Consider the following 26054-nt stretch of genomic DNA (forward strand, 5'->3'; position numbering starts at 1 on the left):
GTCCAGCAGAAAACTTAGCTTTAACTACAACCAACTTCAAAATTGCAACAAAGGGATACTTAGAATCAAGAAAAATATTCAATTATTAATGGAATTAAAATCGAGAAAATAAGGGAGTGATCACATGAAATTGGAAACAAATAACAGACTAACTAGCAACTTAAAATCAACAGGTCAGATAATTCTTATGGCATGTATAAATATTACTCTATTAGTAACTATAATCTTCATAATGTGGGAACGTAATAAATTTCTTACAATTGGAGTAATTTCATTAGTGAGTATCTTATATACAATTGTTTTACATATAGTATTTGATAGATCAAGAAAGCAAATAGATAGTATAGCATTGATTATGGAAGATTTCATTGAAGGTAATCTACAAGAGTTTGATTTAAAAGATAAGGGTTTTATTAGTAATGACAAAATAGGAATACGTCTAAAGATGATAGTTGATAAAATGAGATTCTTAATGAAGGAACTTAGCTACACTTCAGATATGGTTGCTCAGTCTTCAATTTTCTTAAGTGATAATCATACAGAATCATCTCAAGCGACCAATAATATTGCAAAGGCAATACTTGAAATACTAGAAGGTGCAGAGTTACAGCATAGTGAGACTTCAGATGCTGTTGTACAGGTTAGTAAGATGACAGAAGAAATATCTGAAATGGTTGATAATATTGAAATGGTATTAAAATTTGCTGAGGAATCTGCCCATAAGACAATGATTGGGAATGAGAATATGCAAAAGGATGTTGAACAAATGTCTGCAATAACAAAATCAACAGATATTGTTAATGAAGCTGTACATGGGTTCGAGAAGAAGTCTAAGGAAATTAGCCATATGGTAGATACAATATCACAAATCGCAAATCAAACCAATCTTCTTGCACTTAATGCAGCAATTGAAGCAGCAAGAGCTGGAGAATATGGAAAAGGATTTGCTGTAGTGGCTGATGAAGTACGTAAGCTTGCAGAAGAATCACAAATTGCTGCGGGTGAAATTGTAGAGGTAATCACGGGCATAAATGAGACCAATAAGCAAGCTGTTGAAGCAATAGAAGTTGGTAAACGAGAAATTAAAACTGGTCAAAAGACAATCATTCAAGCAGGAAATGATTTTAATGATGTTAAGATATTAGCAAATGATGTTTCTGATAGAGTAAATGAAATATCAGAGGCAATCAAAAGAGTTTCTAAGAGTGGAGGGGAGGTCAATCAAAAGATGACACTGATTAATACAATTTCTGCAAAAACTGTTGAAAATTCACAAACAGTTTCAGCTGCCTCGGAAGAACAGGCTGCTTCAAGTGAAGATATAGCGGAATCTAGTCAGAAGTTAGCATATCTATCTAAAGAAATGAATAGTGCTGTTGTTACATATAAAGTTGAGTAAAGTCAATAAAAATAAAAAAGTATTCATTATAAAAAATCTGCCATGTTGGTGTTCAACTAGGGCAGATTTTTTTGTCTTTATGTAAGAGGTTTGCCTATTATTTCTTCAATCTTCTGATGTAGTAATGTAGCTTCATTATCAAAAGTACTGTTCATAAATGGTTCTTTTAGAGCATCACTTGAATCTTCCCATATATCATATTTTTCAACAATACTATCAGATGAAGCCATTATAGACTCATAAAAAGAATTAATCGGTTTGGAAGTATATTCACACTCTGAATACTGTATGAATTCTTGATCTTTAAATCTATCAATCATAATTTCTTTAAAACGCTCATATCTATCAGGATTTTTTTCAAAATACTCAACAAGGTCTAACTCTGTTTGATCATCATAAAAATCTCCACCAAGCATAATTGATCTAGCTTCCTCATTGTCACAATAGCAAAACATCTTTAACATATTATCATCAAATCCAAATCGACTTGTAATTTCATAAGTATAAATAATTGCATAATCTGCATGCTCACTATCCCAGTATGGAATCAAGTAAGAACCTATCAAGTAAGCATATTCAGGAATATTAAGTGCCAGTAAATATAATGCTTCAATACCAAATACACATAAATCATCTATCCACATATCATAAGTATCACTGTGGCGTATAGAATAGGATACAATTTCTTTGGCCGTAGATATAACATCTTCTCTAAGCTCTGGAAATTTTAAAGCATGAGAGAATAAAATTGTTTCTGATGCATTCCCATCAAAATCTATTGTATCAAAATTCAAATGACTTTCTCCCCAAATACTAAGCTTATCTAGTTGCTCAAAGCAACCATCAGTTTTTTGTAAGGGCTCAATAGTATCTTCAACTTTTTTAACAAATTCAATATGATAAACATCATCTTCGATAACTTGATCTGATTTTAAAAGTTCCTGATACTCCTTTAGTACAGATCGAATGCTATTAATATCATTTAATTCAAATGCTAATTTTTTATTCATAGTTTTACTCCTTTTAAATCATATTATATATGCTATCAAAAAAATAGATAATATGTATAATTTTATCATTATAAAGTATATATATAAAGTAAAAAATCACTGAAAAAGTAGTATGAATTACAATTAAAAAATCATATACATTAAATAAAGTGAGTTTTGAGTGAAATTCAACAAAAAAGGAGGCGATTGTAAATATGAATTTGGTTGAAATAATTAAAAGCGATTTTAAAGACAAGTTTAATAGAAGAAAAAATGAAATAAGAGTTTTTTTGCCCCTGGAAGAGTAAATTTGATTGGAGAGCATACAGACTATAATGGTGGATATGTATTTCCTTGTGCTTTAAGCTGTGGAACTTATGCTGTAGCAGCTAAGAGAGATGATGAAAGAATAAGATTATATTCTAAAAATTTTAAGGAATTAGGTGTACTAGAATTTAGTTTAAAAGAATTAGTTTATCAGGAAGAACATTATTGGGCTAATTATCCAAAGGGAGTTATGAAAACCTTTAAAGATGAAGGCTATAATATTGATTTTGGTATGGATATTTTATTCTATGGAAATATACCAAATGCATCAGGATTATCATCATCAGCATCTATAGAATTAGCTACAGCTGTATTATTAAAGGGATTATTTGATATAGATGTGTCTATGATATCAATGGTGAAAATGAGTCAGAGAGCAGAAAATGAATTTATGGGAGTTAATTGCGGTATTATGGATCAGTTTGCTATAGGCATGGGAAAAAAGGGAAAAGCTATTTTGCTTGACTGTAATACATTGGAATATAAATATTCTAATATAATGCTAGACAATATGTCTATAGTTATTACGAATACAAATAAAAAAAGGGGTTTAGCAGATTCGAAATATAATGAAAGAAGAAGTGAATGTGATAAAGGGCTTTCTCAATTGCAAAAAAGATTAAATATAAATTTTTTAGGAGAAGTAACAAAAGAGCAGTTTGAAGAAAATAAATATTTAATAACTAATGAAACTGATAGAAAAAGAGTAAAACATGCTATATATGAAAATTGGCGTACAAAAAAAGCTGTAGAGGTTCTGGAAAAAGGAAATATTGAGGAATTTGGTAAGTTAATGAATGAATCTCATAAATCCTTAAAATATGATTATGAAGTAACAGGAAAGGAACTGGATACCTTAGTAGAATTATCATTAAAGCAAGAAGGGGTTATAGGATCAAGAATGATAGGTGCAGGCTTTGGAGGTTGTACAGTTAGCATTGTAAAAAATGAAAAAGTAGATGAATTTATGCAAAATGTGGGAAAAGAGTATTTGAACAAAATTGGATATGAAGCAACTTTTTACATAGTAAATATAGGAGATGGTGCAAGGGAATTAAAAAAAGAGGGGATGAGTTTATGATTTTAGTATGTGGGGGAGCTGGTTATATAGGAAGCCATACTGTATTTGAATTGATTGATCAAGGGGAAAAGGTTGTTATTGTAGATAATTTGCAAACAGGTCATAAGGATGCAATTCATGAAAAAGCAAAATTTTATGAAGGAGATATAAGAAATAGAGATTTTTTAGACAAGGTATTTAGTGAAAATGAAATAGAAGTAGTTGTTCATTTTGCTGCTAATTCGATAGTTGGGGAGAGCATGGAAAATCCTATCAAATATTATGATAATAATGTATATGGTACACAGGTTCTTTTAGAGACTATGAAAAAGCATAATGTTAAGAAAATAGTGTTTTCATCAACAGCGGCAACTTATGGAGAGCCTGAAAGAATCCCTATACTAGAAACAGATAAAACAGAGCCTACTAATGCTTATGGAGAAACAAAGCTAGCTATGGAAAAAATGTTCAAATGGGCTGATTTTGCATATAAAATCAAATATATTTCATTAAGATATTTTAATGTTGCAGGAGCACATAAAAGTGGGGAAATTGGAGAAAATCATTCTCCTGAAACACATTTGATTCCACTTGTATTACAAGTTCCACTTGGTAAGAGAAAATATATATCTATATTTGGAGACGATTATGATACTCACGATGGTACTTGTGTTAGAGATTATATACATGTAACAGATGTAGCAGATGCACATATTTTAGCAGTAAAAAAATTGAGAAATGGTAGTGATAGTTCTATTTATAATTTGGGAAATGGAGAAGGCTTTACAGTTAAAGAAATAATAGAAGCTGCTAAAAAAGTAACAGGGCTTGATATAAAATCATCTATTGAAAAAAGACGTAAGGGAGACCCAGCCAAATTAGTAGCATCATCTCAAAAGGCTATGACTGAGCTAGGATGGAATCCTAAATATACAAGTATAGAATCTATTATTGATAGTGCTTGGAAGTGGCATAAAAATAAACCAGATGGGTTTGAAAATTAAAAGGAGTAACTATATGAATATTTATTTAGAAATACAAAAATTAATAAGATATGCTTTAGATAAAAATTTAATAAAAGAAGAAGACTGTATATATTCTAAAAATATGATTTTAGCTGTTTTGCGACTAGATAATTTTGAAAAAACAGAAGCTGTATATGAAAAAACAGAAAGTCCAGTAGAAATAATAGATAATATTTTAAATTGGTCATATCAAAAGGGAGTATTAAAATACAATACCCCTGTTTATACAGATATATTAGATACAAAAATAATGAATTGTTTAATGCCTAGACCTTCTGAAGTTGTTTCGAATTTTTATAGAAAATATGAAGAAGATCCTAAAAAAGCTACAGACTATTATTATGAACTTAGTAAAAATTCAAATTATATTAGAACAGATAGAATAGCTAAAAATGCAAATTGGAAGGTACAAACAGATTATGGAGAATTAGATATTACCATTAATCTTTCAAAACCAGAAAAAGACCCTAAAGCTATTGCAGAAGCTAAGAATATAAAATCTACTGGTTATCCTAAATGCTTGTTATGTAAAGAGAACGAAGGATACTTAGGTAGAGTTAATCATCCAGCAAGACAGAATCATAGAATTATACCTATGAAAATAAGAAAAGAAAAATGGTTTTTACAGTATTCTCCATATGTTTATTATAACGAACATTGTATTGTCTTAAAAAAAGAACATGAACCTATGAAAATATCAAAGGATACTTTTGATAGATTATTGGAATTTACTGAGAAAATACCACATTATTTTATAGGCTCAAATGCAGATTTGCCAATAGTAGGGGGGTCGATTTTATCACATGATCATTTCCAAGGTGGAAACTATGAGTTTGCTATGGCAAAAGCCTCTGTAAAGCAAAGTATTGTCTATGATAAATATCCATATATTGAAGTGGGAATTCTTAAATGGCCTATGTCCGTTATAAGGTTAAGAGGAAAATCAAGAAAAGAAGTTTCAGAATTGGCAGAAATTATTTTAAATAAATGGAGAAATTATAGTGATAAAGATATGGAAATAATAGCATACTCAGATGATATTCCTCATAATACAGTAACACCTATTGCCAGAAGAAGGAATGATAAATTTGAGCTAGATTTAGTTCTTAGAAATAATAGACTAAGTAGTGATTATCCAATGGGAATTTTTCACCCTCATCAAGAATTGCATCACATTAAGAAGGAGAATATTGGTTTGATTGAAGTTATGGGATTGGCTGTATTGCCAGCTAGACTAAAAAATGAATTAGAAAAAATGTCTAATTATCTGTTAAATGAAGAATTGGATATAAAAAAAGATGAAAGTATGTTAAAGCATATAAATTGGTTTAATCAGATAAAAGATAAGTATAAAAATTTGAATAATGAAAACGTAATCAATATTTTAAAAAATGAAGTTGGAAATAAATTTATAACTGTACTTGAACACGCAGGTGTATTTAAGGATGATGAGAAAGGGCAAAAAGCATTTGTTAAATTTCTAAAAAATATTATGTAAATGGAGATAAAAATGAAAAAAATAAAGAAAGCTATATTTGGAAGATTAAAAAATGGTGAACAAGTATTTGAATATATAATGAAAAACAAAAATAATTTTACTGTTAAAATATTAAACTATGGTGGAATTATAAGAGAAATATTAGCTCCAGATAAAGATGGGAATTTTGAAAATATTGTTTTAGGATTTGATAATATAGAAGATTATGAAGAAAAATCACCTTACTTTGGTTGTATTGTAGGACGAATTGCAGGTAGAATATCTAATGCTAAATTTAAAATAGATAATCAAGAATATACTCTTTCTAAAAACGATGGAAATAACAATATTCATGGAGGATATAAAAGCTTTAGTAAAGTTATTTGGGATACAAAAGAAATAATAACTGAAGATAGTATTGGAGTAAGAATGAGATATTTAAGTGAGGACAAAGAAGAAGGGTTTCCAGGGAATATGAATACTCAAGTTGTGTATATGCTTAATGATAATGATGAATTAACTATAAAGTATGAGGCAGTAAGTGATAAAAAAACGATTATAAATTTAACAAACCATACATACTTTAATCTTAGTGGAGACTTAAAAGAAAATATTTTAAATCATAATTTAATAATAGATGCTAATAAAGTAATATATGTAGATGAAAAAATCATACCTACAGGAAAAATTGAAAATGTTTCAAATAGTGTATTTGATTTTACAAAATCAAAGAAAATAGGGAAGGATATAAAAAATCTAGAAAAACAATTAATTAATTGTGGTGGATACGATCATCCCTTAATATTTAACGAATCTAATAAATTTAAGATTAAGCTAGAAGATAAAAAAAGTGGAAGATGTATGTATATTGATACAGATCAACCAGTTGTAGTAGTATACACATCCAATCAAATGGGCAAAGATTTAAAGCTTATAGGGGGTAAGGTATCAGAGAAAAATTTAGGTGTATGTCTTGAAACACAAGACTATCCAGACGCAATCAATCAAAATAAATTCCCTACAAAGATATACAATGCAAATGAAGTGTATCAAACTTATACAAGATATAAGTTTTGTGTAGAATAATATCTCGTATTCTAAATTTTGAGTAATAATAATGGTTTGGACAACGTATTATATTAGTACATTAATATAAATTGATTTTAAAATATATTGTTACTTAGAGGGAAGTGAATGAAGAATACATTAGAATTTAGAAAAATAACTAAATATTTTCCTGGAGTAAAGGCTTTGGATGATTTTAGCTTTAAAGTAGAAAGTGGAGAGGTAATTGCTTTTTTAGGAGAAAATGGGGCAGGTAAATCAACTCTTTTGAAAATATTAAATGGTGATTATCAACCTACTAGTGGGGCGTATTTATTAAATGAAAAAGAAATGCATTTTAATAATCCTAAAGAAGCTATAGATGCAGGAATTAGTGTTATTTATCAAGAAAGACAAATTTTAATGGATTTAGATGTAGCAGAAAATATATTTTTAGGAAGACTTCCAATAAAAAAATCAGGCTTAATTGATACTAAAAAGCTTCACTTGGATGCAAAGGCTATTATAGATGAATTTGGTTTATCTATTGATTCAAGAAGCAAGGTTAAGGATTTAAGCATTGCTCATCAGCAAATGGTTGAAATTATGAAAGCTTATAGCAGAGAGTTAAAGGTAATTGCATTTGATGAGCCTACGGCTAGTTTATCAGATAGTGAAATTGTTGTTTTGTTTAAAATTATAGATAAACTAAAAAAGGAAAATAAAATTATTATCTATGTTTCACATAGAATGAAGGAAATAGATGAAATTGTAGATAAGGTTGTTGTATTTAAAGATGGAAGATTCGTAGATTTAGTAAAAAAAGATGAAGTAACAAGGCAACAATTAATCAAAATAATGGTAGGTAGAGATTTAGGAAATATTTTTAGTGAGTTACAAATAGATCATAAGCTAGGAGAAGTTTTATTAGAAGTAAAAAATTTATCGTCAGATTATATAAAGGATATATCCTTTAAAGTGAAAAAGGGAGAAATATTAGGATTTGCAGGATTAGTAGGAGCAGGAAGAACAGAGGTAATGCGTGCTATTATTGGTGCAGATACTATAAAATCAGGATACATAATATTAGAAGGAAAAAATGCTATTAGCAAAAGTCCAAAGGAGGCTATGGAAAAAGGAATTGTACTTGTACCCGAGGATAGGAAAACACAGGGTATATTACCTAATTTAAGTGTTGGTGAGAATATAAGTATTTCTCTTTTAAAAAAGTTAAGTAATAATCTAGGATTTATTGATGTTAAAAAAGAGAAAGAAATCGTAATTGAAAATATTGATAAATTTAATATTAAAACTCCTTATCCAGAGAAAAAAATTGCAGAGCTTAGTGGAGGAAACCAGCAAAAAGCTATTGTTGCTAGATGGCTAGCTACAAATCCAAAGGTTCTCATACTAGATGAACCCACAAAAGGGATTGATGTAGGTGCAAAATCAGAATTTTATAGATTCATTTGTGAAATTGCTAAAGTAGGGATGAGCGTGATTTTAGTTTCTTCTGAGCTTCCTGAAATCATAGGGTTAAGTCATAGAATTTTGGTTATGAAATCAGGTGAAATAACAGGTGAAATTTTAAAAGAGGATGCAACAGAGGATAGAATACTATCTCTAGCTATGCTAGATGAAGGAGGATATTCAAATGCTTAATAAATTAAAGAAAAATTTTTCTACAGATAAAATAGGTTTAATTTTGGCATTAATTGTTATTGTATTAATATTTTCTACTTTTAATCCTAATTATTTAAGTAGTACAAATATGGTAAATATTTTAATTGCAGCATCTTTGACAGGATTAGTTGCAATTGCTGAAACTTATTTGATTATAGCAGGATTGATTGATTTGTCTACAGGATCTGTTGCAGCTTTTGCTAGTGTATTAGCGGCTGTTCTCATACAAAAGGGAATGGGCTTTATACCTATGTTGTTAGTAGTAATTGTTGCAGGTTTATTTGTAGGCTGGCTAAATGCACTAGCTGTTAATAAATTAAAACTTGAGCCATTCATTGCCACACTAGCTACTATGTCTATTCTAAGGGGGATGGCATTTATTATATGTGATGGACGCCCTGTTTATATTATGAATAAAACCTTTATAAATTTTGGTAAAAATCGAATCTTTGGACTACCAATTCCAGTCATTATACTAATTTTAGCATTCATTGTGTTTGGAGTTTTATTAGCAAAAACAAGATTTGGAAGAAGTGTGTATGTAGTAGGAGGAAACAAGAATGCAGCAAGGCTTGCAGGTCTTAATCCTCAAAAAATCACAAATATTTTATACATGATTACAGGGGGATTATCTGCATTAGGTGGAATTATCTTAGCAGCACGTATGAGTTCAGGTCAACCAGCTGCATCTGTAGGATTGGAATTTGATGCTATTACTGCTGCTGTTTTAGGAGGAACTGCTTTTACAGGTGCTGTAGGAACTATTTTTGGAACTGTATTAGGTGTTTTAATTTTACAAGGTTTCAATACTGGTTTGATTATGTTAAATGTTCCAGTATTTTGGCAATATGTGGCTAGAGGATTATTATTACTTATTGCTCTTGCATTTGATTATTTAAGAAAGCAAAATCGAGAAAAAAAATTATTAGAATCTAGTATGAAACAATCTTAACAAAATATGTATATTATCTTTCTATATAATGAAGGAAAATATAAACTTACATAATTGTGTAAGAAAATAAAAAAGGAGGAAGACGCGTGAAAAAAATATTATCAATGCTTTTGGTAACAATGTTAATGCTAACTTTATTGGTGGGCTGTGCTTCAACTGAAAAAACAGATGAAAAACAAGCTGAGTCTAAAGACAAAGAAGTTGTTATAGCTGGTATTTATAAAGCTGGAGATCAAGTATGGTTTATTGATGAAGGAAAAGCTGCTGAGGCAAAAGCAAAAGAATTAGGTGCCGATAAATTCCTTTTTATTGATGCAAAAATGAATCCAGATATTTATTTACAGGCTATTGACAATGTTATTGCACAAAAAGTAGATGGTGTTGTTACTTGTATTCCAGATCAAAAGTTATCTCAGGTTACAGTAGAGAAATTAAATGAAGCAGGCATTCCAGTTATTGCGGCAGATGATGCCCTACAAGATGAAAGTGGAAAAAAATTAGCTCCTTGGGTAGGTATTAATGCATATAAAATAGGTGAGACTAATGGGGAATGGATGGCAAATTATGCAAAAGAGAATAAATTAGATAAAAATGAAAAATCTGCTGTACTTATATTAACAATGGATACAGTATCAAGCTGTGTACCTAGAACAGAGGGAGAATATGCAAAATTCACTCAAATTATTCCAGATTATCCACAAGAAAGAATATTTAAGGCAGATTATAATGGTGAAACAGATAAAGGATTTAATGCAGCAGCAGCTATTTTTACAGCTCACCCTGAAATAAAAAATTGGATGGTTATGAGTGCTAATGAAGAAGGAGCAGTAGGAGCAGTAAGAGCTTTAGAGCAAGCTGGTTTAGATAAAGATTCAGCTGTAATTGGATTAGGGGCTTATTTAGCTAAAGATGAATTTAAAAAAGAATATTCAGCTATGAAGGCTGCTACATTCTTCTCATCTGATGCAGTTGGAGGAACTTCTGTAGAACTTTTAATGAATAAAATATTAAAAGATGAAGAAATACCTATGGAAACAGCAGTAGATGCACAGGTTGTAACAAAAGATAATTATGTTGAAATAATGGGTAAATCAGCAGAATAATATTAAGTTTAAAAAGCTGACTGTTTATAGGAATTAATATCCTAAGCAGTCAGCTTTTATATTTTATTCTATAGGAAACTATATTTTAAATTTATCTATTTGATTATTAAGCTTTAGAGAAAACTCGTTTAATTTTTCAGCACTCTTTGCTACTTCTTCAACTGCCATTGCTTGTTGTTGAACAGAAGCAGTAACTTCTTGAGATCCTGCTGCTGTTTCTTCTGATACTGCGGATATATTTCCTATAGATTCTACTATTAAATCTTTATCCTTTAGAATATCTATTACAAAACGATTAACTTCTTCTATTTCATTTGTAATATTATCTATTGATTTAGATATTTTTTCGAAGGAATTATTCACATCTTTTACAGATTTAGTTTGATCTATAGAAACAATCTTTACTTCATCCATAATAGTAACTGTATTTTCACTTTCTTCTTTAATAGTATCTACTATTTGTTTTATTTCATCAGTTGCAGTACTTGAGCCTTCTGCAAGTTTTCTTATCTCATCTGCTACTACTGCAAATCCCTTTCCTGCTTCTCCAGCTCTTGCTGCTTCTATGCTTGCATTTAGTGCTAATAAATTCGTTTGCTCTGCTATAGATCTTATTGTATTTAGTATATCTTCAATGTTACTAGATTTTTCACTTAATTGTCGTACTGCAGATTCTATTTTTGATATAGATTGGTTATTTAAATCAGTTTTTTCTTTAAGCTCATTAACTACATTAAGACCTTCTTTATTTACATTGATTGCTTCATTTGCATTTTTATACATACTATCACTGTTATTTGCTAAATTATTAAGTTTATGATCTAGATTAGATGTAAGCTTTGCTCCGTTTTCTGCATCTGCTGCTTGTTCACTTGCGCCTCTTGCTATTTCTTCTACAGTTCTTGATATTTCTTCAGCAGATGCACTTGTTTCTTCTGATGTAGCTGCTAAATTTGTTGCAGCATCGGATACTTCAGAGCTTACTTGTTTTGCATCTAATAATAGGCTTTTAATATTTTCTATCATGATGTTGAAGTTATTTGAAAGTAATCCTATTTCATCATTTGCCTTAATATCTGATTTTACTGTAAAATCTCCATCCTTTACTTTATTCATATTAGCTACTATTGATTTTATAGGATTAGAAATTTTATTTGCAAATATTATACCTAATACTGATGCTGCAATAATTATGAATAATCCTATGAATATAGCATTAGTTAGTATACCTTTAGTAGCTTTTCCAAGCTCATCTAGATATATTGTTGATACTATATACCAACCTGAATCGTCCATTTTCGTATGCACGGCAATTTTATTAGACATATCACCATTAGCTTCTTTATATTTATATTCTGAAATTCCAAAATGTTCATTGTTGTTTATGGTTTCTAAAATCTCTGGAACGCTTATTTCTTGACCTATTTTTTCAGGGTTTTTATGTGTAATGAATGTTTTATCAGAATTTAAAATAAAGGAATACCCCTTTTCTCCTACTTTTATAGAGCTTATTTTTTCAGATAATTCATCTAATAATATACTTATAGATACTGCACCAACTAAGCTTCCTTCATTGTTATATACGGGTCCTGCTATAGAAATGGCAAGATTACCACTAACAGCATCTATATACGGTTCAGTCATAGCAACGCTTTGTTCTTCTATTGCTTTTTTATACCACGGTCTTACTCTTGGATCAAAATCACTTCCTAAATCTACTTCAGGATAAATCCAAAATCCACCGTCTATAGTCCCCATATATATTTGCTTTACTCCTTTATAACTTTCTACATACTGCTTAAATAGATCCATTATAATAGGTTCATACTCAGGATTATTTAGAATCTCTGTAAGGTTAACATTTTTACTAATCATATCAACACCATATTTATATCCTATAAAATAATTTTCAATGGATTGCTTAATATCGTTATTTAACTGTTCTACAGAAATCTTAAATTGATTTTTTAATTCTTGCTTTGCTTTAAAATAAGATGTTGTACCTAAAATTGAAATAGGTAGAATTATAACTAATAAAATTATGGCTATTAATTTTGTTTTTATTGTTAGTTTCATAGTTACCTCCTTGTGTAAAATAAAATTCAAAAATTATTTCGACAATATTCGATGAATGTTCTAATATTCTTATCGTCATCTTTATTATAGAAATTAACTGATTTTAATTTTTCTAAAAATAATTATCTTGGTATAGATTGAAGAATATATAATAAATAGTAAAGAATTTCGATATGGGCATATTTATCCATATTTTGAGTATCACTAAATAAAAACTGATAGAGGAGAAGTTGTAGATTTAACTAAGTTATAGACCTTTGAAATTTATTTTCACGATATTAAAAAGCCATAACACTGATAGAAATCAATGTTATGGCTTTTTAAACTATAATTTAAATGATTGAATAGATGATTGAACTTTACTAGAAAGAGTATCGAGTATTTGTATTTGAGAAGAAAGTTCTTCTATAGTGTTAAGCTGTGTTTGAGTTGAAGCACTGACTTCTTCTGATGAAGCTGCAGATTGTTCAGAGACTAATGCAATTTGATTTATTGAGTCTATAACTTCATTTATTTTATTTTCTAAAGTATGATTCACTTTATATAGATTTTCTATTTTTTCATTTGAATTTTCAACAGAACCTATTATTCTATTAAATACATTTCTAGCACCTTTTACTGCTGTGTTTTGTTGTTCTACTATACAACTTATTTCATCTACTTTAGTAGTTGTAGCAGCAGTTTCTTCCTGAATTTTATTAATTAAGTTGTGTATTTCTTCAGATGAATTTCCTACTTCTAGAGAGAGTTTTCTTATTTCATCAGCAACTACAGCAAATCCTCTTCCAGCTTCTCCAGCACGAGAAGCCTCAATATTTGCATTTAATGAAAGTAAATTCGTCTGTTCAGCTATTTTTTTTATAGAATCAGATATATTTGAAATAAGTCCCATTTTTTCATTTAATTTATATGCTAAATTTGATACTTCTTTTGAAGCGTTTTCAGTTTCATTTGATTTTTTTTCTAGTTTATCAACAACCATTATACCTTTTTTACTATTTTCTAAAGCCATTTTAGAATGATCTCTACTATCATTTATTACGTTATTAACTTCATTCATCATAAGACTCATATCATTACTTAAATCGATTGTATTTGATGCGTGTATAGCTTGGGAGGTAGCTCCATTTGCTATATCTTCTATAGCATGTGAAATTTCTTTTGATGTATTTATAGAAGTTGTTGATGAGTTTTTTATAAAGTCTATAGATTCTGACATATTTACAGACATTGCATCTACATCATTTATAATACTTGATATTTTCGAAATCATACTGTTGAAGCTATTTGATAACAGTCCAACTACATCTTTTGTTTGAATGTTAGATCTAACAGTAAGGTCTCCATTTTCACATTCTTCCATTAATTTCCCGATTTTATGCACTCTTTTCATAAAGTAACTATAAACTATATTTGAAAATAGAGTACCTATTATTATCCATATAGCAATAACCATAAAAATACTTTTGTTAACATTGTTACTTAAACCCATACTTAAACTGATTTGTACTATAAAAAGTGGTAATATTGAAAAAAACACTGTGACTGATATTAATTTGGCTTTAACTGAATTAAACATAACATACCTCCAATTTATATTTCACCCTATATTTTACTTCTTATATAAAATAGTTCTATAAAAATTATTTTATCATATTTGATTTAAAAATTTTATATAAATATTATATTTTTTTAAAAATTCGCTTAAATACCAATCAATTATACCTATTTATTTTTACTATTTCAAAAAATAAAGCTTGAAATTGTCGATAAATATAAAATCCGTTATGAGTTTCAAAAAAGTCTACATTAAAAATTTTCAGAAGAAAGACTTTTTTATTATAAAATACGTAAAATTGGAAAAAATGTCTATATGGTAGTTGATAGAAAGAGGTGTAGTATGAAGAATATATTACATGTTGGATTTGATGTTGGTTCAACAACAGTGAAAGTTGTAGTGATTGATAAAAATAAAAGGATATTATATAGCAAATATAAGAGACATTTTTCAGATATTAAAAAAAGCATAAAGGAACTTATTGAAGAGGTTTATAATGAGTTTAGCGAAGAATATATTACATTTAAGGTAAGTGGCTCTAGTGGGCTTGCAGTTTCAGAAAATCTTGATATACCTTTTATTCAGGAGGTAATCGCTTGTAATTTAGCAGTTGATAAGTTTATTCAAAATACAGATGTTGCAATAGAACTTGGAGGCGAAGACGCTAAAATTACATATTTTAAAAATGGAGTTGAACAACGAATGAATTGTGCCTGTGCAGGAGGGACAGGAGCATTTATAGATCAGATGGCATCGCTTCTTAAGACCGACGCAGCAGGTTTAAATGAACTTGCTAAGAATTATAAAAATATATATCCAATAGCAGCAAGATGTGGTGTTTTTGCTAAAAGTGATGTTCAACCGCTTTTGAATGAAGGAGCAGCAAAAGAAGATATAGCAGCATCTATATTTCAGAGTATAGTCACACAGACAATTAGTGGTCTTGCATGTGGAAGACCAATAAAGGGTAAAATTACATTTTTAGGAGGGCCTCTTTATTTTCTTTCAGAATTAAGACAGAGGTTTATAGAAACCTTAAATTTAACCCAAGAGCAAGTTATATTTCCTCCTAATTCACATTATTTTGTTGCAATAGGTGCAGCTATGAGTTCTATAAAAGATGAACCTTATAAGTTTAAGGAACTTTATGATAGGTTAGGAGAACTAGAAAAGAGAAATAAAAATGATGTTAAGAGATTAGGAGCATTATTTAAAAATGAAGAAGAATTAGAAAAATTTAGAAATAGACATTCAATGGCAACAGTGAGAAAAGAAGATTTGTCATGTTATAAAGGTAATTGCTTTTTAGGCATAGATGCAGGCTCAACAACTACAAAGGTACTTTTAATGGGTGAAGAAGATGAGATACTATACACACACTATGGGAGTAATGAAGGACATCCTCTTAAAATAGTGGTAGAGGTAATTAAAGATTTATATAATAAGCTCCCAAAGGATGCAAGTATAGTAAATTCTGCTGTAACAGGTTACGGAGAAGGGCTAATAAAAAGTGCTTTAAATATAGATTTTGGAGAGATAGAAACGGTTGCACATTATAAGGCGGCAGAGAGATTTTTACCAGGAGTAGAGTTTATATTAGATATTGGCGGACAGGACATGAAATGCCTAAAAGTCAAAAATGGAGTAATACATAATATAATGCTCAATGAAGCGTGTTCTTCAGGTTGTGGTTCATTTATTGAAACATTTGCTAAATCAATGAATTTGACAGTGGAAGAGTTTAGCCAAATGGCATTACTCGCAAAGGAACCTGTCGATCTTGGATCTAGATGTACAGTATTTATGAACTCAAAGGTTAAGCAAGCACAAAAAGAAGGAGCTAGTGTTGGGGATATATCTGCAGGACTTTCATATTCAGTTATAAATAATGCTCTTCAGAAGGTTATAAAAATTAAGAATCCAGAAGATATGGGTGAAAAGATTATAGTTCAAGGAGGAACCTTTAATAATGATGCTGTACTTAGAAGCTGTGAGCTAATATTAGGTAAAAAAGTTATTAAACCTGATATTGCTGGTATGATGGGAGCATATGGATGTTCTTTAATTGCAAAGGAAAGATATGTTGAAGGAGAGATTAGTAGTTTATTAACTAGAGAAAAGCTGAATAATTTTAAAAGTGAAGTTAATCATCTCAGATGCGATGCATGTGCAAATAACTGTCTACTTACGATTAATAAATTTGATAATGGAAGTAGCTTTATAAGTGGTAATAGATGTGAGAGGGGAAGTGGAAAATCTAATATAATAAATGATATTCCAAATTTATATGATTATAAGTATAAAAGACTTTTTGAGTATGTGCCACTAGATAAAGATAAGGCAAGAGCTGTTATAGGCATACCAAGGGTAATGAATATTTATCAAAACTATCCTCTATGGTTTACATTTCTTACTGAACTTGGTTTTAGGGTTGAGATATCACCAAGAAGTAATAAAAAGATATATGAAAAGGGAATGGAAACTATACCAGCAGAGTCAGCTTGTTATCCTGTGAAATTAAGTCATGGACACATAATGAGTCTTGTTGAAAAAAATGTAGATATGATATTTTATCCATGTGTTTTTTATGAAAATAAAGAATTTGATCATAGTGATAATAATTTAAATTGTACACTAGTAATATCATATCCAGAAGTTATAAAAAACAATATGAAGATTTTAGGAGAGAAAAATATTGAATTTATAAATCCATTTGTTACCTTAGAAAGTAAAAAAGCACTTTCAAAGGTTCTTTATGAAACTTTTAAAGATTATGGTTTTAAAAAAAGTGAAATTGATATAGCTCTTAAGTTGGCATTAAAAGAAAATGAAAAGTTTAAAGGTGATATAAGAAAAAAAGGAGAAGAAACACTTGAATATTTACAAAAGAGTGGTAAAAAAGGAATAGTTCTGTGTGGAAGACCTTATCATATAGATCCTGAAATTAATCATGGTATTCCAGAACTTATAACTAATTTAGGAATGGCTGTACTTACAGAAGATTCAGTAGCTCATTTAGGAAAGATTGATAAACCTTTAAGAGTGGTAGATCAGTGGACATATCATTCACGAGCTTATGCAGCAGCCAGTTTTGTAAGTAAGACAGAGTATCTAGAGGTAGTACAACTAAATTCATTTGGATGTGGTTTAGATGCTATTGCAACGGATATGATTGCAGAAATATTAGAAAATAATAATAAAATATATACTTTAATAAAAATAGATGAAGTCAATAATTTAGGAGCTAATAGAATAAGGCTTAGATCATTAAAAGCAGCTATTGAGGAAAGAGAGAAAAATAACATTAAACCTAAGCTTTTAAAAGAACACAGAGATAGGATTGTTTTTACTAAAGAAATGAAGAAAAATCATACAATTCTTGCACCTCAGCTCTCACCGATACATTTTGAATTACTTGAGCAAGCAATAAAAAGTTGCGGGTATGATTTGAAGATACTTCCAAATGTTGATGAGAAAATCATGGAAGAAGGGCTTAAATATGTTAATAATGATACATGCTATCCATCAATATTAATTATTGGACAATTTATAAGTGCATTGAAATATGGAGACTATGATTCAAATAATACATCTATAATTATTTCACAAACAGGAGGAGTTTGTAGAGTTACAAACTATATATCTATTTTAAGGAAAGCTCTAGAGGATGCAGGTTTTGGACATGTTCCTGTACTATCTTTTAATGGCATAGGGTTAGAAAAAAATCCAGGATTTAAAATTACACCTAGTATGATAAATAAAATGATTATATCAATATTGTATGGAGATTTATTTATGAGATTAATATATAGAACAAGACCTTATGAGGTTGTGAAAGGTCAAACAGAAAAGCTACATGATAAATGGGAAAAGATTTGTATAGAAAATATTACAAAGGGAAATTTATTTAGATCAAAAGAAATTATAAGAGGTATTGTAGAAGATTTCGATAATATAGAGTTAAATAATATTAAAAAACCAAAGGTAGGAATAACTGGTGAAATATTTATTAAATTCAATCCCTATTCTAATAATCAAATTGTCAAAATTATTGAAGAGGAAGGGGCAGAAGTAGTAATTCCTGATTTTATTGATTTCTTTTTATACAGTTTATTTAATTCAAACTTTAAGAGTAAATATCTTGGTAAAAGTAAATTAAAGGCTTTAGTTAATAATATGGGAATTAGTTATATTGAAGCTTTTAGAAAGTATTCTAGAGAAGCACTTGAAAATAGTAAGAGATTTAAAAACCCAAAAACTATACAGGAGCTTGCTAAAGATGCTCAAAAGATTCTTTCATTGGGAAATCATGCTGGAGAAGGATGGTTTTTAACTGCTGAGATGATGGAACTTCTAGAAAGTGGAGTTAATAATATAGTGTGTCTGCAGCCGTTTGGGTGTTTACCTAATCACATAACAGGAAAAGGAATGATAAGAGCAATCAAAGAGAAATATCCTGACTCAAATATTTTAACACTTGACTATGATCCTGGTGCAAGTGAGGTTAATCAGATTAATAGAATTAAGCTAATGCTTTCGGTAGCATTCAAAAATTTAGAGAAAATAGATTTGTATGAAGAAGGTGAAATAGTGAATGTGGATTAATTAGATTCTATGTATCTTGCAAAGATGATGACATATAGTAGCACAATTCACAGATTATGTAATTTAGTATTAATTGGTTGCCTTTTTATAAAATATTAAATAATATATATGTATATATTATTTAATAGGTTGAGTTAGAATTTAAACTATAGAAAGGATAATCAGAATATTTTGAGGAGTTGCTGCTAATGAATATAGACAGATTTATAGATAAAAAAAAGTATATGTTGAAATACAGTAGCATTTTATTTACTACATTAAGTGTTGTATTTATATTGATAGCATCTGTTTTTAAATATAATATTATAAATTTAAAGAAGCAAGAGATAGAAAAAAATGAAAATAGAATTGTAAAATTAGAAAAAAATATACTAGGAGAAGATATTTATGATGTAATATCTGACCTTTTGTTTTTATCTGATTCATTTTATTTATATAGTTCAGACGAGATAACATACTCAGATATTGCTGAACAATGGAAGTTTTTCTCTAATAGAAAGAAAGTTTATGATCAAATACGTTATATTGATATTTCAGGTAATGAAATTATAAGAATTAACTATTCTGATAAAGGGTCATATATAGTTAATAAGGAAGAGCTTCAGAATAAAAAAGATAGATATTATTTTAAAGACAGTATTAATTTAAAGAAAGAACAAATATATATATCAAAATTGGACTTGAATATTGAAAATAGTAAGATTGAACAACCTCTAAAGCCGATGATGAGACTATCAACACCTGTGTTTGATAATGAAGGACATATTAAAGGAATAGTCATTCTTAACTATTATGCTAAATATTTATTGGATGATTTTAGAGATATATTACAAACTAGTGTAGGAGAAACTTACTTATTGGATTCGAATGGATATTGGATTTATAATAAAGACAAATATAAAGAATGGGGTTTCATGTATGAGCAAAAAAAGCACATTAGCTTTAAGAATGAATATCCTAAAGAATGGGAATATATAGTGGAGAATCAGGAAGGAAAATTAAATACTAAAGATAGTTTTTATATTTTTTCAAGTATCATTCAGACTGATGAAAATAAAAAATTAGAAAATGCAGATATTGTATTTGGAGAAGGCAACTGGATAGCTGTTTCATTTATTTCAAGGGATAGTAAATATGGGATATTATTTGATAATAATTATTTTGAAGTATTTTTTAGTATAGTTAATAATCAAAAAATGACTTTTTTAATTATATTAATAGTATCTATAGTGTATTCAATTTTAATGACAATGAATAAAATTTCAAATGAAAAAATTAAATACTTTTCTGAATATGATGAAATGACTGGTGTTTTAAATAGACGAGCAGGTCTTAAAAAATTGGACAAGGAATATAAAGAAGTTTTAAGTAATGAAGGTTGTGTTAGTATATGCTTTATTGATATTAACGGACTTAAAGATGTGAATGATTCATTAGGTCACGAAGGTGGAGACGAGCTTATTATGACGGTTGTTAGTTGTATTAAGAAGAATATAAGAAAATGCGACTTCATTATAAGAATGGGAGGAGACGAGTTTCTTATAATTTTTATGGATATTAATAAAGAGAAAGCAGAAAGTATTTGGGAAAGTATAAATAATGAATATAAGAAAATAAATGATGAAGAGAATAGATTATATATTGTAAGTGTGAGTCACGGCATAGAAGAATGCAACTTCTATGACAATAATTACATTGACAATATTATAAATTCTGCCGATGAAAAAATGTATAATGAAAAAAGAGAAATAAAAAAAGGCCTTACAATTATTAGAAAAGTAAAAGAGTAAGGTTATAAATTAATCAAAAAATAAATTGGATTAAAACAGTAATATATAATCTGTATTTTGATCCAATTTATTTTAGATTAATCAAATAAATATGATTATCTATATGATTTTTTAAACTCCAAATAACCATTCTTTCTTAATTTACATGCGGGGCAATCTCCGCATCCGTTTCCTTTGATTCCATTATAGCACGTTAAAGTTTCGTTTTTAACTATATCAAGTACACTTAAATCATCTGCCATTTTCCAAGTCTCAGCTTTATCAATCCACATTAGTGGAGTATGAATCACGAATTGAAAATCCATAGATAAGTTTAATGTAACATTTAAAGATTTTATGAATACATCTCTACAGTCAGGATATCCGCTAAAGTCACTTTGAGATACACCCGTTACGATATGATTTGCTTTTTTTTGCTTTGCAAATATTGCAACGAAAGATAAAAATAATAAGTTTCTTCCATCTACAAATGAGTTTGGAGTTCCATCTTGAGGAGAATCCTTATCTACTTCTATGTCTGTTCTCGTTAAAGAATTTGGTGCTAATTGATTTAATAAATTTAAATCTAGACAATGATGTTCTACATTATATTTTTTACAGATATCTTTAGCACATTCTAATTCTAGTCTATGTTTTTGACCATAGTCAAATGATACTGCAATAACTTCCTTAAATTTTTTCTTTGCCCAGAATAAACAAGTAGTACTATCTTGACCTCCACTAAATACTACTACAGCTTTTTCTTTATTTACTTCTATATTCATATGAAATACCTTTCCTTTCGCTATTTATACATCATCATTAAAGTGTTTTGTAAAGTCGGATCAGTTTTAAATTTTCCTCTTAATGTAGTTGTTACTGTTTGGGTATTAGTTTTCTTTATACCTCTAGTTGTCATACATCCATGTTCACCTTCAATTATAACTGCTACATCATCAGAATCAGTTACCATTTGTATAATCTCAGATATATCTGTTCCTATTCTTTCTTGAAGCTGTAATCTGCGTCCAACAAGATCTGCGATTCTAGCAATTTTACTAAGGCCAATAACTTTATCTTTTGGAATATATGCAACTGCTACTTTCATATTGTACATTAAAGCTAAATGGTGTTCGCAATGACTGAATATATCAATATTTTTCATAAAAACCATATCATTATTATCTTTATCTATACTCAAATCATCCTCAAATGTTTTACCAAACATATCTGCAATTTCTTGGTTTGTATAAGCTTGTCCTTTAAATACTTCTTCGTACATTTTAGCAACTCGTTTAGGAGTGTCTTTTAGACCTTCTCTATCTGGGTTTTCTCCTAAAGCTATTAAAATTCCTCTTATATGCTTTTCAATTTCTTTTAAATTAATACCCATTGTATCTATACACCTCTTTCATTAGGATCCCATATAATTTTGTGAAGTTGTACCTGTAGGGTAACCCCATTCATATTGTATTTTTGCATAAATTCAACTATATCAGTCATATGAATTTTACTAAATACTGGGCTTATATATACATTAGTATTATTTGATAAGTCATATTGATTAATTAAATATCTAGATTTTTCTAAATCTGTAATACTACCTGATACAAATTTAACTGTATCATTCTTAGTGAGATATTTAAAGTTATCAACTAACATTTTGTTTTCCATATCACTTGAAGGAAGTTTGTAATCCATTGTAAACTTTGGTGGATTTTTTATATTTATAAACTCCTTTAAAGATACACTACCATTTGTTTCTATTTCAACTGAAAGATCATTATCTTTTGATAATAAAGTTAATAATTTTATAATACCATTTTGAAGTAAAGGCTCACCACCTGTTAATGTAACGTTCTTAACCTTAGTAGATTTTATATATTCATATATTTCTTCTTCACTCATCAATTCATATTCAGCACTTTCTTTATTAGCCCATTTTGTATCACAATAACTACAATCTAAATTGCATCCTGCAAATCTTATAAATATAGCTAATTGACCAGATAAGCGGCCTTCTCCATTTATACTTACGAACTTTTCAACTACTTTAAAATCCATGCTATTTCACCTCGCAATCTTCATAGGTAGCACTATTAGTAGGGGTTTCATAAACAGTAGCTCTTCTTACATTGTATCCTTTTTCCTTTATATAATTAAAGAAAAAGAATGAAAAGTTTTCTGCTGTTGGTCTGAATTTAACTTCTAGTATTCTAAACCCATCTTGAGATAGATACTCTAAAGTTTCTTTTCTCATAGTACCTTCTTGTATAATTAAGGAATGATCATAGTAATCAACTATTTCTTTAACATCTTTTTTTAAATCTCCAAAATCTATTACCATGCCATCCAACTGTCCTCCATTGATTAATGCTTCTGACTGTACTTCTATTATAACTCTCCATCTATGACCATGAATATTACTACATTTACCTTCATAATTTGCAAGAAAATGAGCACTATCAAAACTGTGTTCTGCTTTTAAAATATACATTAATGTCGTCCTCCTAAATTTACTTTATGAACCTACTTCCATAATAACAACATCCTATTGCTCCATTAAATTGAGGATTTTTAACTGATATAATCTCATTATAATCCTTCTTTAAATATTCTTGTATAGCAGAGTTATTAGCAACTCCACCAGTTAAAACTAATTTTCTTCCTTTAAACTTTGTCAGAAGGGGTCTTAATCTCTTATATAATGAATAATTAACTCCTGCACACAAACTTTCTATGCTAATGCCTTCAGCTATTTTTCCTATTAACTCAGATTCAGAAAATACTGCACATGTTGAATTTAGCTCTACTGGGTTTTGGTATTCTTTACTCATATCATCGACAGAGATTTCAAGTACATTTGCCATATTTTCTAAATATCTGCCACATGAAGCGGCACATTTTTCATTAAGTTCTAAATCTGTTGTAATTCCTTTTTCAACCTTAACTACTTTGACATCTTGTCCACCTATATCAAGGAGTATAAAATCTTTTAAGCCTGTTTGATAAAATCCTCCATAAACATGGGCTTTTATCTCATTTATAGGGGTGAATTTATTTAAGTCAGTATTGTTTCTACCGTATCCTGTAGATACAGCTATATCAATATCACTTATATTTAATTTATCTAAATCTACTGTAACTTTACCATCATAATTGCAGTAGTCTCTATAAAAAGACATTGTACTAACTTTTAGTGTTTTAATTATTTTATTATCTTCCATTACTGCAATTTTCACTTCTCGGCTTCCAAGATCTATTCCTAAAACTTTCATTTACTTTTCCTCCTTTAAATCAGATAGCATATCGAGAAAAGCTTCAATTCTAAGTTTTGTTCTAGCATCTAAGGTATTTAACTTATCTCCTTCAATGTTAAGAATTGGAATATCTAGCTTTTGCTTTAGGATTATATCTTCAACCGCTCTATAGCAAAAAGCTTGAGTATAATGGATTATCCCATCTAATTGTCTCTCTTTGATTTGTTTCTTTAATTCTATAGTTCTAAACTCAGTATCGTATGGATATGTGTAATCATAATACTGATCATATAGATTCTCAGCTTTATCTGCTCTTGGAAAAGCAAATTCTCTTTGAACCTCATTATATACAAAAGATGCATCAAAGTTTTCAACAAATTCATATATATCAGCAGTCATAGGAGGAACACCAACGTATCCTAATCTAAGTTTTTTATTTAGAGGTTGCCTTTTTTCTATATTAGAAATAACATCTTTAAGATTAGACTCAAAAGCGTCAATATCTCCATTTAAATCACTTAAACTTACTTGATAAAGGTGATTTTCAAATCCATTAGCTTTATCATCTATATATGTTAATTTATCAATTTTCTTAGCTAGGTCTCTTACTTTATTTAATGTAGTTCTTATTTTTTCAACTTCCTGTAAATTTACATTAAAAGTTTTCATGAAATTATCTATTTCTTTTGTTACATCTTCTTTTTTATGATTGTGTGGAAATGAAAAAGGGTAGACTTTAATTCCTGAAAGTTCTAATATCTCTATAAGAGCTTTAGTATTAGAACAATCTCCTTCCATAACTCCAACTATTTCTTTTATACCATTCTCTATACAAGCTCCATAGATTCCTTTTATCCATGCACACATACTTTTAGGGAAACCATCTCTTTCTGCTATATCAATATAATTGTAATAATCTTTGGAAGTTATAAAGAGATTGTTTAAATCTATTGGTGTATATCCTGCTGCTATAAGTACTTCAACAGGAACTGTAGTCGTTAAACCTATTTTTTTCATCAAGTAAAGCCTCCTTAAATTTAAAAAAGGACACAAAAAGAGGGCATAACTGCCCCATAAACAAAAAAACTACCATTTAAGGTAATTTGGTCCTAGTTTTGTTTATAGACAGGATGGTTACGAACTGTCTTAATTTATTCATATAAATTATAATAACATTTTAAAGAGAAAATGAAAAGTATATATTTATTTTACACCCTATATTAATCAATAAATGTAATATTATGTATTATAGTATTGATTTCTTAAATACACAATGTTATAATTTAGACAATTAAAGTTACTAAACTAATAGTTTCAATTACAATTATTATGAAAACTATAAAAATAGGGGGTATATAAGAGTGAAAAAAAATCCAAGAGAACTATTAAATGCATTTATGGGTGGTTTACAAGATTTAGGTAAGACTAATGGAGAACAGGTAAACGCTTTCATGAATTTGTTAGGAGAAGCTTATAAACCTGGAAAACTTGATACAAAAGCTAAAGAATTAATAAGTGTAGCTATTGCAGTTTATAATCGTTGTGAATACTGTATAGTATTTCATGCATATAAAGCATTAGAAGCAGGAGCTACTCGTGAAGAAATTATCGAAGCTGCAATGGTATCAGTAGCTTTTGGTGGAGGACCTGCTGTGGCATACACTGTAACTTTATTAAAAGATTCAATTGATGAATTTGAAAAAGATTTTAAATAATACATAAAGACT

20 protein-coding genes are annotated in these 26054 nt (G+C 29.0%); 11 read left to right on the forward strand and 9 right to left on the reverse strand.

Going from position 1 to position 26054, the window contains the following annotated elements; genetic code table 11:
* Nucleotides 1-124: 124 nt before the first annotated feature.
* Entirely contained in the window at nucleotides 125-1399 is a 1275-nt protein-coding gene (locus tag N4A48_RS11235) for a methyl-accepting chemotaxis protein (RefSeq protein WP_293666067.1), read from the forward strand.
* A gap of 77 nt (nucleotides 1400-1476) precedes the next feature.
* Here N4A48_RS11235 and N4A48_RS11240 read toward each other — a convergent pair whose 3' ends face one another.
* The gene (locus N4A48_RS11240) at nucleotides 1477-2409 is read right to left on the reverse strand and encodes a hypothetical protein (protein ID WP_293666068.1); all 933 of its coding nucleotides are present in this window, start codon (nucleotides 2407-2409) and stop codon (nucleotides 1477-1479) included.
* Between the two features lie 289 nt (nucleotides 2410-2698).
* On the opposite strand from N4A48_RS11240, the gene N4A48_RS11245 reads away from it, so the two are divergent.
* From N4A48_RS11245 to N4A48_RS11275, 7 genes are all read left to right on the forward strand, one after another.
* Nucleotides 2699-3796: a galactokinase gene (locus N4A48_RS11245; RefSeq protein ID WP_330665109.1), complete on the forward strand. Its 1098-nt coding sequence runs from the start codon at nucleotides 2699-2701 to the stop codon at nucleotides 3794-3796.
* Nucleotides 3793-4779: a UDP-glucose 4-epimerase GalE gene (gene galE, locus N4A48_RS11250; protein ID WP_293666069.1), complete on the forward strand. Its 987-nt coding sequence runs from the start codon at nucleotides 3793-3795 to the stop codon at nucleotides 4777-4779. Before N4A48_RS11245 ends, galE begins: the two co-directional genes overlap by 4 nt.
* 13 nt (nucleotides 4780-4792) lie before the next feature.
* Nucleotides 4793-6298, forward strand: a complete 1506-nt coding sequence (gene galT / locus N4A48_RS11255; RefSeq protein WP_293666070.1) for a UDP-glucose--hexose-1-phosphate uridylyltransferase — start codon at nucleotides 4793-4795, stop codon at nucleotides 6296-6298.
* A 12-nt stretch (nucleotides 6299-6310) separates the two neighbouring features.
* Nucleotides 6311-7363 (forward strand): aldose epimerase family protein, encoded by a 1053-nt coding sequence (locus N4A48_RS11260; RefSeq protein WP_293666071.1) that lies wholly within the window; start codon nucleotides 6311-6313, stop codon nucleotides 7361-7363.
* A gap of 108 nt (nucleotides 7364-7471) precedes the next feature.
* On the forward strand, nucleotides 7472-8983 hold the full coding sequence (locus tag N4A48_RS11265) for a sugar ABC transporter ATP-binding protein (protein WP_293666073.1): 1512 nt from the start codon (nucleotides 7472-7474) through the stop codon (nucleotides 8981-8983).
* Entirely contained in the window at nucleotides 8976-9956 is a 981-nt protein-coding gene (locus N4A48_RS11270; RefSeq protein ID WP_293666075.1) for an ABC transporter permease, read from the forward strand. The genes N4A48_RS11265 and N4A48_RS11270 overlap by 8 nt, the downstream gene beginning before the upstream one ends.
* Nucleotides 9957-10042: 86 nt before the next feature.
* Complete coding sequence (locus N4A48_RS11275) at nucleotides 10043-11059, forward strand: arabinose ABC transporter substrate-binding protein (RefSeq protein ID WP_293666077.1); 1017 nt, start codon at nucleotides 10043-10045, stop codon at nucleotides 11057-11059.
* Nucleotides 11060-11137: 78 nt separating this feature from the next.
* On the opposite strand, the gene N4A48_RS11280 is transcribed toward N4A48_RS11275, so the two are convergent.
* Together N4A48_RS11280 and N4A48_RS11285 are read right to left on the reverse strand one after the other, a co-directional pair.
* Nucleotides 11138-13135, reverse strand: a complete 1998-nt coding sequence (locus tag N4A48_RS11280) for a methyl-accepting chemotaxis protein (protein ID WP_293666079.1) — start codon at nucleotides 13133-13135, stop codon at nucleotides 11138-11140.
* Between the two features lie 325 nt (nucleotides 13136-13460).
* On the reverse strand, nucleotides 13461-14714 hold the full coding sequence (locus tag N4A48_RS11285) for a methyl-accepting chemotaxis protein (protein ID WP_293666081.1): 1254 nt from the start codon (nucleotides 14712-14714) through the stop codon (nucleotides 13461-13463).
* A gap of 321 nt (nucleotides 14715-15035) precedes the next feature.
* Here N4A48_RS11285 and N4A48_RS11290 point away from each other — a divergent pair, with 321 nt between their 5' ends.
* Together N4A48_RS11290 and N4A48_RS11295 are read left to right on the forward strand one after the other, a co-directional pair.
* Nucleotides 15036-19298 carry a 2-hydroxyacyl-CoA dehydratase gene (locus N4A48_RS11290; protein ID WP_293666083.1) on the forward strand — a complete coding sequence of 1421 codons (4263 nt, stop codon included), beginning with the start codon at nucleotides 15036-15038 and terminating at the stop codon, nucleotides 19296-19298.
* A gap of 188 nt (nucleotides 19299-19486) precedes the next feature.
* The gene (locus N4A48_RS11295; protein ID WP_293666085.1) at nucleotides 19487-21088 is read left to right on the forward strand and encodes a sensor domain-containing diguanylate cyclase; all 1602 of its coding nucleotides are present in this window, start codon (nucleotides 19487-19489) and stop codon (nucleotides 21086-21088) included.
* 95 nt (nucleotides 21089-21183) lie between these two features.
* Here the strand turns inward: N4A48_RS11295 and queC are convergent, their stop codons facing one another.
* Genes queC through N4A48_RS11325 form a run of 6 tightly spaced genes read right to left on the reverse strand, consistent with a single transcriptional unit; the run spans nucleotide 21184 to nucleotide 25344 of the window.
* A complete protein-coding gene (gene queC / locus N4A48_RS11300) occupies nucleotides 21184-21852 on the reverse strand; it encodes a 7-cyano-7-deazaguanine synthase QueC (RefSeq protein ID WP_293666086.1) in 669 nt (222 codons plus the stop codon).
* Between the two features lie 20 nt (nucleotides 21853-21872).
* Nucleotides 21873-22460 (reverse strand): GTP cyclohydrolase I FolE, encoded by a 588-nt coding sequence (gene folE, locus N4A48_RS11305; RefSeq protein WP_293666103.1) that lies wholly within the window; start codon nucleotides 22458-22460, stop codon nucleotides 21873-21875.
* Between the two features lie 5 nt (nucleotides 22461-22465).
* On the reverse strand, nucleotides 22466-23131 hold the full coding sequence (queE, locus tag N4A48_RS11310) for a putative 7-carboxy-7-deazaguanine synthase QueE (protein WP_293666105.1): 666 nt from the start codon (nucleotides 23129-23131) through the stop codon (nucleotides 22466-22468).
* A 1-nt stretch (nucleotide 23132) separates the two neighbouring features.
* The gene (gene queD, locus N4A48_RS11315; protein ID WP_293666107.1) at nucleotides 23133-23564 is read right to left on the reverse strand and encodes a 6-carboxytetrahydropterin synthase QueD; all 432 of its coding nucleotides are present in this window, start codon (nucleotides 23562-23564) and stop codon (nucleotides 23133-23135) included.
* 19 nt (nucleotides 23565-23583) lie between these two features.
* Nucleotides 23584-24345, reverse strand: coding sequence for an acyl-CoA dehydratase activase (locus tag N4A48_RS11320; protein WP_293666108.1), 762 nt, complete (start codon nucleotides 24343-24345; stop codon nucleotides 23584-23586).
* On the reverse strand, nucleotides 24346-25344 hold the full coding sequence (locus N4A48_RS11325; protein ID WP_293666110.1) for a 2-hydroxyacyl-CoA dehydratase family protein: 999 nt from the start codon (nucleotides 25342-25344) through the stop codon (nucleotides 24346-24348).
* A 344-nt stretch (nucleotides 25345-25688) separates the two neighbouring features.
* Here N4A48_RS11325 and N4A48_RS11330 point away from each other — a divergent pair, with 344 nt between their 5' ends.
* Entirely contained in the window at nucleotides 25689-26042 is a 354-nt protein-coding gene (locus tag N4A48_RS11330) for a carboxymuconolactone decarboxylase family protein (RefSeq protein ID WP_293666112.1), read from the forward strand.
* Nucleotides 26043-26054: the final 12 nt, after the last annotated feature.

Origin of the sequence: Tepidibacter sp., assembly GCF_025210165.1 — a bacterium.
Lineage (GTDB): Bacteria > Bacillota > Clostridia > Peptostreptococcales > Peptostreptococcaceae > Tepidibacter_A.

Bases quoted from the DNA above. Each gene is read 5' to 3' on its own strand.
- N4A48_RS11235 (WP_293666067.1), top strand. From the start codon at position 125: ATGAAATTGGAAACAAATAACAGACTAACTAGCAACTTAAAATCAACA.
- N4A48_RS11240 (WP_293666068.1), bottom strand. From the start codon at position 2,409: ATGAATAAAAAATTAGCATTTGAATTAAATGATATTAATAGCATTCGA.
- galE (WP_293666069.1), top strand. From the start codon at position 3,793: ATGATTTTAGTATGTGGGGGAGCTGGTTATATAGGAAGCCATACTGTA.
- galT (WP_293666070.1), top strand. From the start codon at position 4,793: ATGAATATTTATTTAGAAATACAAAAATTAATAAGATATGCTTTAGAT.
- N4A48_RS11260 (WP_293666071.1), top strand. From the start codon at position 6,311: ATGAAAAAAATAAAGAAAGCTATATTTGGAAGATTAAAAAATGGTGAA.
- N4A48_RS11265 (WP_293666073.1), top strand. From the start codon at position 7,472: ATGAAGAATACATTAGAATTTAGAAAAATAACTAAATATTTTCCTGGA.
- N4A48_RS11270 (WP_293666075.1), top strand. From the start codon at position 8,976: ATGCTTAATAAATTAAAGAAAAATTTTTCTACAGATAAAATAGGTTTA.
- N4A48_RS11280 (WP_293666079.1), bottom strand. From the start codon at position 13,135: ATGAAACTAACAATAAAAACAAAATTAATAGCCATAATTTTATTAGTT.
- N4A48_RS11285 (WP_293666081.1), bottom strand. From the start codon at position 14,714: ATGTTTAATTCAGTTAAAGCCAAATTAATATCAGTCACAGTGTTTTTT.
- N4A48_RS11290 (WP_293666083.1), top strand. From the start codon at position 15,036: ATGAAGAATATATTACATGTTGGATTTGATGTTGGTTCAACAACAGTG.
- N4A48_RS11295 (WP_293666085.1), top strand. From the start codon at position 19,487: ATGAATATAGACAGATTTATAGATAAAAAAAAGTATATGTTGAAATAC.
- queC (WP_293666086.1), bottom strand. From the start codon at position 21,852: ATGAATATAGAAGTAAATAAAGAAAAAGCTGTAGTAGTATTTAGTGGA.
- folE (WP_293666103.1), bottom strand. From the start codon at position 22,460: ATGGGTATTAATTTAAAAGAAATTGAAAAGCATATAAGAGGAATTTTA.
- queE (WP_293666105.1), bottom strand. From the start codon at position 23,131: ATGGATTTTAAAGTAGTTGAAAAGTTCGTAAGTATAAATGGAGAAGGC.
- queD (WP_293666107.1), bottom strand. From the start codon at position 23,564: ATGTATATTTTAAAAGCAGAACACAGTTTTGATAGTGCTCATTTTCTT.
- N4A48_RS11320 (WP_293666108.1), bottom strand. From the start codon at position 24,345: ATGAAAGTTTTAGGAATAGATCTTGGAAGCCGAGAAGTGAAAATTGCA.
- N4A48_RS11325 (WP_293666110.1), bottom strand. From the start codon at position 25,344: ATGAAAAAAATAGGTTTAACGACTACAGTTCCTGTTGAAGTACTTATA.